The 11,964-nt window shown below is 69.8% G+C and carries 12 protein-coding genes; 8 read left to right on the top strand and 4 right to left on the bottom strand.

Features of this window, described 5'->3' with window-relative positions:
• Positions 1–72: 72 nt before the first annotated feature.
• Entirely contained in the window at positions 73–639 is a 567-nt protein-coding gene (gene ruvC / locus ASG51_RS12780) for a crossover junction endodeoxyribonuclease RuvC (RefSeq protein WP_056214464.1), read from the top strand.
• 82 nt (positions 640–721) lie between these two features.
• A complete protein-coding gene (locus ASG51_RS12785) occupies positions 722–1,492 on the top strand; it encodes a hypothetical protein (protein ID WP_056381197.1) in 771 nt (256 codons plus the stop codon).
• Here ASG51_RS12785 and ASG51_RS12790 read toward each other — a convergent pair.
• Positions 1,476–2,123, bottom strand: coding sequence for a YceI family protein (locus ASG51_RS12790; RefSeq protein ID WP_056381575.1), 648 nt, complete (start codon positions 2,121–2,123; stop codon positions 1,476–1,478). The genes ASG51_RS12785 and ASG51_RS12790 overlap by 17 nt on opposite strands.
• 172 nt (positions 2,124–2,295) lie before the next feature.
• On the opposite strand from ASG51_RS12790, the gene ruvA reads away from it, so the two are divergent.
• The 3 genes from ruvA to bfr all read left to right on the top strand — a co-directional run bounded on the left by ruvA (position 2,296) and on the right by bfr (position 4,002).
• Positions 2,296–2,913, top strand: a complete 618-nt coding sequence (gene ruvA, locus ASG51_RS12795; RefSeq protein WP_056215331.1) for a Holliday junction branch migration protein RuvA — start codon at positions 2,296–2,298, stop codon at positions 2,911–2,913.
• A 259-nt stretch (positions 2,914–3,172) separates the two neighbouring features.
• Complete coding sequence (locus ASG51_RS12800; protein WP_056214472.1) at positions 3,173–3,442, top strand: (2Fe-2S)-binding protein; 270 nt, start codon at positions 3,173–3,175, stop codon at positions 3,440–3,442.
• Positions 3,443–3,504: 62 nt separating this feature from the next.
• Positions 3,505–4,002, top strand: coding sequence for a bacterioferritin (gene bfr / locus ASG51_RS12805; protein WP_056214475.1), 498 nt, complete (start codon positions 3,505–3,507; stop codon positions 4,000–4,002).
• 40 nt (positions 4,003–4,042) lie between these two features.
• On the opposite strand, the gene ASG51_RS12810 is transcribed toward bfr, so the two are convergent.
• Complete coding sequence (locus ASG51_RS12810; RefSeq protein WP_056381199.1) at positions 4,043–4,597, bottom strand: Uma2 family endonuclease; 555 nt, start codon at positions 4,595–4,597, stop codon at positions 4,043–4,045.
• 276 nt (positions 4,598–4,873) lie between these two features.
• Between ASG51_RS12810 and ruvB the strand changes: the two genes are divergently transcribed.
• On the top strand, positions 4,874–5,875 hold the full coding sequence (gene ruvB, locus ASG51_RS12815; RefSeq protein ID WP_056215338.1) for a Holliday junction branch migration DNA helicase RuvB: 1,002 nt from the start codon (positions 4,874–4,876) through the stop codon (positions 5,873–5,875).
• A gap of 124 nt (positions 5,876–5,999) precedes the next feature.
• Here the strand turns inward: ruvB and ASG51_RS12820 are convergent, their stop codons facing one another.
• Entirely contained in the window at positions 6,000–8,753 is a 2,754-nt protein-coding gene (locus ASG51_RS12820; protein ID WP_056214479.1) for an EAL domain-containing protein, read from the bottom strand.
• Between the two features lie 341 nt (positions 8,754–9,094).
• Here ASG51_RS12820 and ybgC point away from each other — a divergent pair, with 341 nt between their 5' ends.
• On the top strand, positions 9,095–9,541 hold the full coding sequence (ybgC, locus tag ASG51_RS12825; protein WP_056381201.1) for a tol-pal system-associated acyl-CoA thioesterase: 447 nt from the start codon (positions 9,095–9,097) through the stop codon (positions 9,539–9,541).
• A 51-nt stretch (positions 9,542–9,592) separates the two neighbouring features.
• Here the strand turns inward: ybgC and ASG51_RS12830 are convergent, their stop codons facing one another.
• Positions 9,593–10,846 carry a methyl-accepting chemotaxis protein gene (locus ASG51_RS12830; RefSeq protein ID WP_200941345.1) on the bottom strand — a complete coding sequence of 418 codons (1,254 nt, stop codon included), beginning with the start codon at positions 10,844–10,846 and terminating at the stop codon, positions 9,593–9,595.
• A 394-nt stretch (positions 10,847–11,240) separates the two neighbouring features.
• Here ASG51_RS12830 and tolQ point away from each other — a divergent pair, with 394 nt between their 5' ends.
• A complete protein-coding gene (tolQ, locus tag ASG51_RS12835) occupies positions 11,241–11,957 on the top strand; it encodes a protein TolQ (RefSeq protein WP_056214491.1) in 717 nt (238 codons plus the stop codon).
• The last annotated feature ends 7 nt before the right edge of the window (positions 11,958–11,964 follow it).

The following is an 11,964-nucleotide window of genomic DNA, read 5'->3' on the forward strand; positions in this document are numbered from 1 at the left end:
CACGGTATGTCCCTAACGCTCGAACGGCGCGATCTTCGCGCCCGGAGCCGCGCCAGCCATGACCCAGTCCGCATGACCGTTCCCGTTCGCATCCTCGGCATCGATCCGGGCCTGCGGCGCACCGGCTGGGGCGTCGTCACGGCCACGGGGACCAAGCTCGCCTACGTCGATTGCGGCGTCGTCACCTCGGACGGGGACCTGCCGCTCGCCCTGCGCCTGCGCGAGCTCTACGAGGGCATCACCCGCATCGTCGGGGCCTTCCAGCCGGACGAGGTCTCGGTCGAGGAGACCTTCGTCAACAAGGACGCGCAGGCGACGCTGAAGCTCGGCCATGCCCGCGCGGTGGCGCTGCTGGTCCCGGCGCTCGCCGGCATGCCGGTGTTCGAGTATTCCGCCAACCTGATCAAGAAGACGGTCGCGGGCTCGGGACATGCCGACAAGGTCCAGATCCAGGCCATGGTGAAGTTCCTGCTGCCGAAGGCCGAGTTCAAGGTGGCCGACGCGGCGGATGCGCTCGCCATCGCCATCACCCACAACAGCCACCGGGGCGCCCATGCCCTCAAGCGCCAGCACGCCCCCGTGGCCGGGACGAGCAGCCTGGCGGCGGCCCGCATCGCGGCGGCCCTGGCGCGCACCTGACCGCGCCGCGCCCTGGACTCCGCCCGGGCGCTTGTGCAGTGCCTCCGTGCGCGACGCGCGCGCGGGGCGGAGATCGAACGGAATGGCCCACCAGGGAACGACGCGGCCGGCGCTGCCGGTCGGCGAGACGCTGCGGGAAGGCGTGCGGTCCGCGCTTCCGGCGATCCGCGCCCTCGGCTCGGCGACCACCGCGGCGTTCCTCGTCGTCCTGGCCAAGGAGGCGGCCCACACGCTGATGGGCGACCCGACGCGGCCCGCGCGCTTCCAGGACGACCTCTTCCTGGTCGACGGCCTCTGCACGATCCTGCTCGCCCCCTACTGGATGGCGATGTTCCGGCTCCTCCTCGGGGCCGACGGCTCCGTGCGGGCGGTCGTGGCGGGCCGGGCGGGGCCGTTCCAGGACTTCCTCGCCCTCGAGCTGTTCTGGCTCCTGGTCAGCGGGGTGCTGGACCGGGGCCTCGCGCCGGAGCGGCTCGGTCCGGGTCCGCTGATCGTCGGCCTGCTCGCCTGGATCGCCCTCCTGCTCCTGCAGATCTGGACCAGCCTGCTCGCGCCGGCCCTGGCGGTCGGCGCCCCCGAGGCGACCCTGCGCGGCGTGCTCGCGATGACCCGCGGATCGGCCGCCCGGATCGGCGTGATCCTCGTGGCCACGATCCTGCCGCTCGGCCTCGTGGACCGGATGCTGCACGCGCCCGAGCGCTCCGGGGCCGACCTGCCCCCCGTCGTCCTGGCCGTCCGGATCCTCGCCTCCAGCCTGATCGACATGGCGCTGCTCGTCCTGGTGACGGCCCTCCTCGCCGCGATCTACCGGCGCCTGGGGCCGTCGGGGCGCGGCCTCACTCCACAGCCTTGAACTCGCCCTCGAGCCGCAGGGACACCTCGTCGCCGAGGAGCGGCAGGAAGGCGTTGATGCCGAAATCCGAGCGCTTGATCACCGCCCGTCCGTCGAAGCCGACCGTGTAGGCCTGGTTCACCGGGTTGATCCCGGCCTGGTTGAAGGTGGCGTCGAAGGCCACCGGCCGCGTCACCCCCTTGAGCGTCAGGTCGCCGTTGACCCGCGCGGTGGCGGGGCTCGTCGGCTCGATGCTGGTCGCGGTGAACGTGGCCTTGGGGAACTTTGCGGTGTCGAAGAAGTCCGGCGCCTTGAGGTGCTGGTTGAGCCGGTCGTCGAGGCCGTTGACGCTGTCGGTGCCGATGGTGACCGTGAGGGTGGATTTGGCCGGCTCCTTCGGGTCGAGCACCGCCTGCGCGGTCACGTCGGTGATCTGGCCGTAATAGGTCGAGAAACCGAGGTGGCTCACCGACCAGGTGATCTTGCCGTGGGCGGAATCGAGCACGTAGTCGCCCGGACGCACCTGGGTCGGATCGCTGGAGGGCGCGGCCGGTGCCGGCGTGGCCGGTGCCGGTGCCGGCGTCTCGGCCGCCCGGGCCGCGCCGGCGGTGAACAGGAGCCCGGAGGCGAGGAGCAGCGCGGTCTGGCGCATCGAGACGGTCATCCGTGTGTGTCGGGCAGGGCGCCTTTGATTTCACGAACGCCGCGCGGCCTCAAGGCGGGCCGGCCGCCGTCGCGACGGAGCACATGGCGCTCGGGCGCGCCGGCCTGTAGGCAATCCGCCGACGGATGGGCATCCGGCGGCGCGAGGGATGGGCGAGGCGATGATCGGCAAGCTGAAGGGCGTGGTGGATTCCTATGGCGAGGATTTCGTGATCCTCGACGTGCAGGGCGTCGGCTACGTGGTCCACTGCTCCGCCCGGACGCTCCAGCGCCTGCCCGGCATCGGCGAGGCGGCGGACCTCGCCATCGAGACCCATGTCCGGGAGGACATGATCCGGCTCTACGGCTTCCGCTCGGATGCCGAGCGCGAGTGGTTCCGCCTGCTCCAGACCGTGCAGGGCGTGGGCAGCAAGGTCGCCCTCGGCCTGCTCTCGGTGCTCGAGCCCGGGGCTCTCGCCTCGGCCATCGCCATGGGCGACAAGGGCGCGGTGGCGCGGGCCCCCGGCGTCGGCCCGCGCCTCGCCGCCCGCCTCGTGGCGGAACTCAAGGACAAGGCCCCGGCCTTCGCGCCCATCGATCCCGCGGTGATCGCGCTGTCCGGCGCGGTCGAGGCCCGCACGGCGCCGCAGCCCGTCGCCGACGCCATCTCGGCCCTGGTCAATCTCGGCTACGCCCCGGTCCAGGCCTCCGCGGCGATCGCCGAGGCCCTCAAGAACGCGGGCGAGGGCGCCGAGGCCAAGACCCTCATCCGGCTGGGATTGCGCGAACTCGCCCGGTGACGGCTCGTCGATCGTTGGGGCGCGACGGAATTGTGCCCTTGACGCTCGCCATTCCCGTTGCCAGTTTGGAAGGAGACAGCTAACCTGCTGAAAGTAAAGCAGTTTTCAATTATTCTAATCTACGCGCCAATCCGATGCACGGGCTCAGCTTTTGCGCTCTGGCGTCAACACCGCCTCAGATTCGACGAAGTGGCCGGGTGAAACCCTCACCCGGCGGCCTCTACCCGACACGCGAGCCACGCACGAGTCACGGTCCCGCATGATCGTCTGTTCCTGCAACGTCCTGTCCGATCGCGCGGTGCGCGCCTGCCTGCATCGCGGCCCGGATTGTCCGCGCACGCCGGCCCAGGTCCAGGCCTGCCTCGGGTGCAGCCCGAAATGCGGGCGCTGCGCCCGGACCATCCGCGGCATCCTGCAGAACGCCCTCGAAAATGCCCGCGATGAGGCCGCGCATGCGTGCACGGCGACTTGCGCGAGCTCCTGTAGTTTGGTCAAGGTCCAGGCTGCGGAGGAGGGGATCGCCGCCTGAGCGCCCATTCCGGGTGCTGAAGCTCCCCTCCGGCTGAACGTGCCTCAAGGGAGATTGGGCGGATGAAGGGTGATGCGAAGGTCGTCGAGTACCTCAATCGGGGACTGCGCAGCGAGCTCACGGCGGTCAGCCAGTACTGGCTCCATTTCCGCATGCTCAACGACTGGGGTTACATCGAGCTCGCCAAGTTCTGGCGCAAGGAATCCATCGAGGAGATGAACCACGCGGATCGGTTCGTCGACCGGATCCTGTTCCTCGACGGCTTCCCGAACCTGCAGGAACTCGATCCCCTGCGGATCGGTCAGAATGTCCAGGAGATCATCGAGTGCGATCTCGCCGCCGAGAACGAGGCGCGCGCGCTGTACCTCGAGGCGGCCAAGTACTGTGATTCGATCAACGACCGGGTGTCGAAGCGCCTGTTCGAGGATCTGGCCGAGGACGAGGAGGGCCATATCGACTTCCTCGAGACGCAGCTGGAGCTGATCGGCCAGATCGGCCTGCCGCTCTACGCCCAGAAGCACATCGGCGGCCTGGAGCCGATCGCTCCCGAAGCCGAATAAAGCTAGGAATGATGGGGCGCCGGGCTTCGAGGCCCGGCGCTCAAACGGATAGGACCCGAAAGTAGATATCGCGCAGGGACAGCACCGCCTGGATCGTCGAAAGATCGAGGACCTCATCGAGGCCATCGATCACCCGATACCCGCTCCAGCGTCCTTCGATGCGGTCGAAGACCTCGAGATGCGGCCGGTCCCGCGCCACCAGCACATAGTGCTGAAGTGAGGCGAGCTGCTGATAGACGGCCCACTTCTCGAAGCGATCCCGGGCTTCGGTCCCAGGTGAGAGCACCTCGACCAGGACCGTGGGATTCTCAACAGACGTTGCGCCTGGTTCGATGTCGCCGCAGACGACGAGCACATCCGGAAGCATCGCGGCCTCCAGGGTTTTGCTCTTCATGTAGAATGTTTCGGTGAAGGTCTGGCAGGACGATTCCTTCGCGCGAAAACCGACTTCCAGGCCCAGGGCGATGTTCTGGACGATCCGCGCATGCTCCCAGCGCGCGCCGACCATCATCCGGACCACGCGTCCCCCGATCAGCTCCCAGCGCTCGTTACGGGGCTTATCGGCCAGCAACTCCTCGAAGTCGTCGAGGGCCATCCGTTCGAATTCCTGCGACGCACCGCCCACGGGAAGCTCTCCGGCTGCGACGAACCCGCGCCCCACACGCCCTGCGCCGCGACGGGAATGTAGCGCGAACGGCGCCGTTATGCGACATCCGCCAGGAGAACAGATGATGGACGCTGGCCCCGGCCCCCACCGAGAATCCGTGTGAGCAAACCTGCGAGACCCACCTCGAAGGCATCGGCGCCCAAATCGCCGACCCTCCATCCGCTTCCCGAATCGCTCCTCACGCCCGAGCGGCGCGAGGACGACCTGGAGCAGTCGATCCGGCCCTTGAGCCTGTCCGAATTCATCGGACAGCGGGCGGCGCGCGCCAACATGAGCATCTTCATCGAGTCGGCCAAGAAGACCGGTTCGGCCCTGGACCACGTGCTGTTCGTCGGGCCGCCCGGCCTCGGCAAGACGACGCTGGCGCAGATCGTCGCCCGCGAACTCGGGGTGAACTTCCGCTCCACCTCCGGCCCGGTCATCGCCAAGGCGGGCGACCTCGCCGCCCAGCTGACGAACCTGGAAGAGCGCGACGTGCTCTTCATCGACGAGATCCACCGCCTCAATCCGGCGGTGGAGGAGATCCTCTATCCGGCGATGGAGGATTACCAGCTCGACCTCATCATCGGCGAGGGGCCGGCCGCCCGCTCGGTGAAGATCGAGCTGCCCAAGTTCACCCTGGTCGGGGCCACCACCCGCGCCGGCCTGCTGACCACGCCCCTGCGCGACCGGTTCGGCATTCCGATCCGGCTGGAATTCTACGACGTCGACGAGCTCGAGCTCATCGTCAGCCGGGGCGCCCGGGTGCTCGGCCTCGGCATGTCGCCGGAGGGCGCCAACGAGATCGCCAAGCGCGCCCGGGGGACGCCCCGCATCGCCGGGCGGCTGCTGCGCCGGGTGCGCGACTTCGCCATCGTGGCCGATGCGCCCACGGTGACCCGCGCCATCGCCGACCGGGCGCTGCAACTCCTCGACGTCGATCCGGCGGGCCTCGACGTGATGGACCGCAAGTACCTGACGATGATCGCGAGCTCCTTCAACGGCGGGCCGGTCGGGATCGAGACCATCGCGGCCGCGCTGTCGGAGCCCCGCGACGCGATCGAGGACATCATCGAGCCGTTCCTGATCCAGAAGGGGTTTGTCCAGCGCACCCCGCGCGGGCGCATGCTCACGCCCCACGCCTTCCGCCACATGGGCTTTCCCGAGCCCCGGCGCGAACCGAGCGGGCAGTTCGGCCTGTTCAACGCCGGCGACCCGGACGCCTGAACGGCGTGCGGCCGAGGGATCGTACCAAATCCTTCCGATCCCTACGGGATGGCGGATTTGGGCTTCGCTCGAGCGCCGCGCGGGCTTGCCGATCCGGGCCCGCTTCGCTCGAGCGGACCCCGTATCAGGCCGCGTCGCGCTGGTGCGTCCGGTCGGACCGCGCGTCCGCGCGATCCGGCAGGGCGAAGGTCCGGCGGGTCAGGATGTCCGTGAGGTCGGGCGCCGGCCGGGCCCGACTGAAGAGGAAGCCCTGCAGCGCGTCGCAGCCTTCCGCCTCGAGGAGGGCGGCCTGCTCGGCCGTCTCGACGCCCTCGGCGACGACGCCCATGTTGCAGGCCTTGCCGAGGCCCACCAGGGCCCGGACGATGGCGATGGCGCCCCCGTCCTGCCCGAGGGTGCGGACGAAGGACTGATCGATCTTGAGCGTGTCGAAGGGAAACCGGCGCAGGTAGCTGACGCTCGAATAGCCCGTGCCGAAATCGTCCATCGCGATCCGGACACCGAGGCTCTTCAGGCGATGCAGGATCCGGAAGGTGTCGGCGTGGTCGCGCAGGAGCACGGATTCGGTGATCTCCAGTTCCAGCCGGCTCGCCACGAGTCCGGCGCCGATCAGCGCCCGCGTCACGTCCTCGACGAGGTCGCCGCGGAGGAACTGCACGGAGGAGAGGTTGACGGCGATCGTGAGCGTGTCCGGCCAGGTCGCCGCGTCGCGGCAGGCCTGGGCCAGGACCCAGGCGCCGATCGACCGGATCAGGCCCATCTCCTCGGCCAGGGGAATGAAGGTCGCCGGACCGATCAGGCCCTCCTGGGGATGGCGCCAGCGCAGCAGCGCCTCGAAGCCCTTGAGGGTCCGGGTCCCGGCCGCGACGAGGGGCTGGTAGTGCAGCTCGAACTGCCCGGCCGCCAAGGCGCGCCGCAGCTCGGTCCCGAGCTGGTGCCGGCGCTGGATGTCCACGTCCATGTCGGTCTCGAAGAAGCGCCAGGTGCCCCGGCCCGCCGCCTTGGCCTGGTACAGGGCCACGTCGGCACGGCGCAGGACGGCGTCGCTCTCGGTGTCCGTCGGCTCCACGAGGGCGATGCCGATGCTGGTGCCGATGACGATCTCCCGGTCCTGGACCGCGAAGGGCATCTGGAGCATCGCGACGAGGCGCGCGGCGAGATCGGCCGCCTCCCCGGGCGCGACGATCCCGGACTGCACGATGGCGAACTCGTCGCCCCCCAGGCGCGCGACGAAATCGGACGGGCGCAGGCATTCCCGCAGGCGCTGCCCCGCCAGGCACAGGAGGGCATCCCCGGCCGGATGACCCAGGGTGTCGTTGACCCCCTTGAAGCCGTCGAGGTCGAGGTAGAGCACCGCCGTCCGCCTGCCGCCGCGGCCGGCGAGCACGCCCGCCATGTGCTCGCGCAGGAAGGCCCGGTTGGGCAATCCGGTCAGCGCATCGTGGCGCGCCATCCGGACGATCTGCGCCTCGCTCCGGCGGCGCTCCGTGACGTCCTCGTGCGTGCATTGCCAGCCGCCCCGGATCGGAACGTGCTTGACGGCGATGGCCCGCCCATCGGCGAGATCCCAGGTGAAGGAGGCCGGCGATCGCGCGGCCTCCTCCGGGGCGGGCCAGGGCGGAGCGCGATCGCCGTTGCTCGCCGTGAGATAGGACCGGATGGCCGCCAGCGTCGTGCCGGGCTGGCGCAGGTCCGGCGGGACGCCGTGCAGCGCGACGTAGCGCGCGTTCATCACGATCAGCCGGTTGTCCTGGTCGAACAGGCAGAGCCCTTGGGTCATGGTGTCGAGGGCGACCCCGAAGCGGGCATATTGCGTGCGCAGCGCGTGCTCGCTGCGGGCCCGCTCCTCCGCGCGCAGGAGCCGTTCCTGGCCGCCGGCCTGGCGCCGGCCGAGCACGAAGAGCCCGACGAGCCCGAGGTCGAGGAGGCCGGCGGCCGCGCCCAGCACCGTGGCCTGGCGGCGCCAGGGCGCCAGGGCCGCCGCGGTGGTGCGGCTGACGCTCAGGGTCGCCGGATAGGTCGAGAGGGCCCGGGTCGCGATGAGCCGGTCCTGCTGGTCGATCGGGCTGACGGTCCGGGTGACGCCGCCGGCCTTGTTCTGCAGGGCGATCAGGGCGGCCCCGGTCGTGGTGTACCCGCGTCCGATCGCGTTGTCCCGGTGCGGATGGCGCACCAGCAGCACGCCGTCGGTGCGGAACAGCGAGATCACGTAATCGGGCTGCGGCGCGATCTGGCCGTAGAGGCCGGCGAAGTACTCCAGCTCCACCGCGCCGAGCACGAGCCCGAGGAACGTCCCGTCCGGGGCGGAGATCTTGCGGGCGATGTACAGGGTCCAGGTTCCGTTGCCGCGGTTCTGCACCGGCTCGCTGACGAAGCGCTGGAGCAGCGGGTCCGAGGCCAGGGCCTTGAAGTAGGCCCGGTCGGCGATGTTCACGTCCGGGATGGGCCAGAACCGGGTGAAGTTGCGCAGGGTCCCGGTGTGATCGACCACCGTGACGGCGTTGACCTGGGGCAGGGCCGCCGTGCGGGCGCGCAGGGACTCGTGCATGGCGCGCGTCGAGACCTGGGCCGCGAAGGCCGCGGGCGTGGCGATCTCGGCGGCGCGGATCTCGTCGATGAGGGCGTCCTGCACGAGCTCGATCGCCTGCAGGGCCCGGTCGGCCTGATCCGCCAGGACGGTGGCGAGGCTGACGAGGTTCTGCTCGGTATCGGCGACGGCCCGGCCGTGCAGGTCCGCGATGAAGAGCCCCGCCCCCGCGGCGATCGCCAGGCCGAGAACGCCACCCGCGGATGCGAGCAGCACGATGGAGCCGGCGTGAAGGGTTTTCGCCAGGGCGATCAGATGAGCCGATCGCTTCCGAACGCTGGCCGTAAGCATGTTCCTATCCTTGTACCGCCACGGCGGCACAGACATCGCCCCGGAGCGACTCGGCGTTGCTTCCCGGGGGGCGCCAAGTGCTCGGCGCTCCAGCGCCTTCCGGTGGATCAACGTGGGAACGCCTTAATTTTCCGTCCGTGCTTTCCGGCGGAATCTTTGCTCCGCCCGCGCCGAAACCCGCGCCGTCGACGCGCGGCCTCCCGCGGGACCGCGTTGCTCGCCCCTCGGAATCTGCTAGAGCGGCCCACCGCTCGCGGACGCTGCGCACCCCGTCGCGGAGGCCTCGGCGGGCGGTCTGCGGGCCGCGGGGGGCGTTCATCACGAATCCGGGAGCCGCCACGTTGACCCAGCCCGAACCCGGCGTGCACGCCCTCGCGGTGCGCGTCTATTACGAGGACACCGACTTCTCGGGCTTCGTCTACCACGCGAGCTACCTGCGCTTCATGGAGCGGGGACGCACCGAACTCCTGCGCGGGCTCGCGGGCGACCAGTCCGACCTGCACCGGGACGCGGCCGGCCTGCACTTCGTCGTGCGCCGCATGGTGATCGACTATGCCAAGCCGGCGCGGATGGACGACCTCCTCGAGGTCCGGACCTGGACGACCGCGATGAAGGGCGCCTCGATGCACCTCGCCCAGGAGGTCCGGCGGGACGGCGCGGTGCTGGTGAAGGCCGAGGTCGTCGTCGCCTGCGTGCGCGACGGTCGCGCGATCCGCCTGCCCGACAGCCTGCGGCGGCTCCTGTCCCCGGAGCGCGACGACACCGATCCCACGCCCCGGTCATCGTAGCGGGGCCTGTGCCGACGTCCGGTCCCGCGCCCGGAGGTGGCCGCGTCCGCGTCAGATCTTGCGGACTTCGCCCAGGAAGAGCTTGACCGCGCCCGCCACCGCCTCGATCTCGCGATTGAGATCCGCGGTCGCGCGCAGCATGCTCTGGGCCGCGTCGGCCGAATCCGTCGCGCTCGTGGCGACGGCGGCGACGCTGGAACTCACCGTCTCGGTCCGGCCCGAGGCCTCCTCGACGCTGCGGCGGATCTCGGTGGCGGTGGCCGACTGCTCCTCGACGGCCGAGCCGATGGAGATGGCGCTCTCGTCGATCCTCCCGATGATGCCGGCGATGCGCTCGATGGTGGACGCCGTGGACGTCGTCGCGGCCTGGATCATCGCGACCTGACGGGACACGTCGTCCGTCGCCCGGGCGGTCTGGGCCGCGAGCTCCTTGACCTCGCTGGCCACGACGGCGAAGCCGCGTCCGGCCGGCCCGGCGCGGGCCGCCTCGATGGTCGCGTTGAGGGCGAGGAGGTTGGTCTGGCTGGCGATCTGCCCGATCATCCCGACGACCTGGCCGATATGGCCGGAATTCTCGCTGAGGGCGCGCACGCGCGTCACCGCCTCGCGGGCCTCCTCCACCGCCTCGCCCGTCACGGACCGGGAGCGGTCCATCTGCTGCGTGATCTCGGCATTGGCGGTGTTGAGTTCCTCGACGGCGCGGGCCACCGTCCGGACGTTGGCCGAGGTGCCGGACGCGCCGCGCGACGCCGTCGCGGCGGCCTCGGAGGTTTCGCCCGTCTTCTCCAGGACCTGGTTGGCCGCGTGGCGCAGGGTGTCGGTGGCATCGCCGGCGCCGTCGAGGGCCGCCCGGATGGCCCCGTCGAAGGCCGTGATCGCGTCGGCGAACGGCGTCACGTCGGCCCAGGACAGGACGGCGGCGATGTAGGCGCCCTGCGCCATCACCGCCGAGACATGCAGGTCGAGCGTCTTGGGGCCGAGGCGGATCTTCGTGTGCCAGGGCAGGCGCGACGGGTCCGCCACGATGCTGCGCTGGTGCTGGGGGTTCTTGTGAAACACATCCATCGAGGTTCCGACCATGCGGTCGGGATCGACGTCCTGGGGCAGGTCTTGCCGCAGCGCGTGCATGGTCTCGATGCTGCGCCGGTTGGCGAACGTGATGTTCGCGCTCACGGGATCGACGACGAGCACGTTGACCGGCAGCGCATCGAGGACCGCTTCCAGATCCATCTGCGGCGAGACCTTGGCCCGGTTCTCGGCGTGGGGGCGGCGCCATGCGTCCAGTATCGTTCTCTGGGTTTTCATCGTAGCGACCCGCCGGAATTTGGTCTTCGATAGCAATGATCTAGTTTTATCTGTGATGATGCTTAAAATTTCGTTAAAGCGCAGTTGAGCCGTTCGTGTTCAGCCTCTGGACAAATGTTGTTCTCCGGCGGCGTTCGCCGAGGACGCGCGGCGGACATCCCGATCCCTCGGCCCCCTCCGGGGCTCTGCCCGCGCGGGCCGCAAGGGAATGTTAACCCTGCCGGGTGCTTAACTTCCCTCGGGCCGGACGGGTGCACTGCACACGGCCGGCTCATACTTTCGACAGATTCGCGGGCCATTGAGCCTTGAAATCGCTCAAAGTTCCGGTTGAAGCGCGCAGGACGGACCACCGGTTCCGTGACGGCTCCGCGCGGGGTTTTTCGAGGATCATGTCATGAACCCAGCCGATGCCATGCAGGCGATGCCGGCCCCCGACATGACCCTGCTCGGCTTGTTCCTGCAGGCGCATTTCGTCGTCAAGATCGTGATGCTCGGGCTGATCGGGGCCTCGATCTGGTGCTGGTCGATCATCGTCGACAAGACCCTCCTGTTCCGGCGCACCAAGGCCGAGATGGACGCCTTCGAGGAGGCCTTCTGGTCCGGCCGCTCCCTGGAGGAGCTCTATCGCTCGTTCAACGACCGGCAGCCGGTGGGGCAGGGCGCCCTGTTCGTGGCCGCGATGCGCGAGTGGAAGCGCTCCTTCGAGGGCTCCGGGCGCCAGATCCAGAGCCTGTCCCAGCGCATCGACAAGGTGCTGGACGTGACGATCCAGCGCGAGGTCGAGCGCCTCGAGTCGCGCCTGCTCTTCCTCGCCTCCATCGGGTCGGCCGGTCCCTATATCGGCCTGTTCGGCACGGTCTGGGGCATCATGACCGCCTTCACGTCGATCGCCGCCTCCAAGAACACCTCGCTGGCCGTGGTGGCGCCGGGCATCGCCGAGGCGCTGTTCGCCACCGCCATCGGCCTGTTCGCCGCCATTCCGGCGGTGCTCGCCTACAACAAGCTGCAGTCCACGGTGGCCAAGAACCAGTCGCGCCTCGAAGGCTTCGCCGACGAGTTCTCCGCCATCCTCTCGCGGCAGATCGACGAGCGCCTCTCGCTCGTCGCCTGACCCCACC

Source organism: Methylobacterium sp. Leaf465, from assembly GCF_001424705.1.
GTDB lineage: Bacteria > Pseudomonadota > Alphaproteobacteria > Rhizobiales > Beijerinckiaceae > Methylobacterium.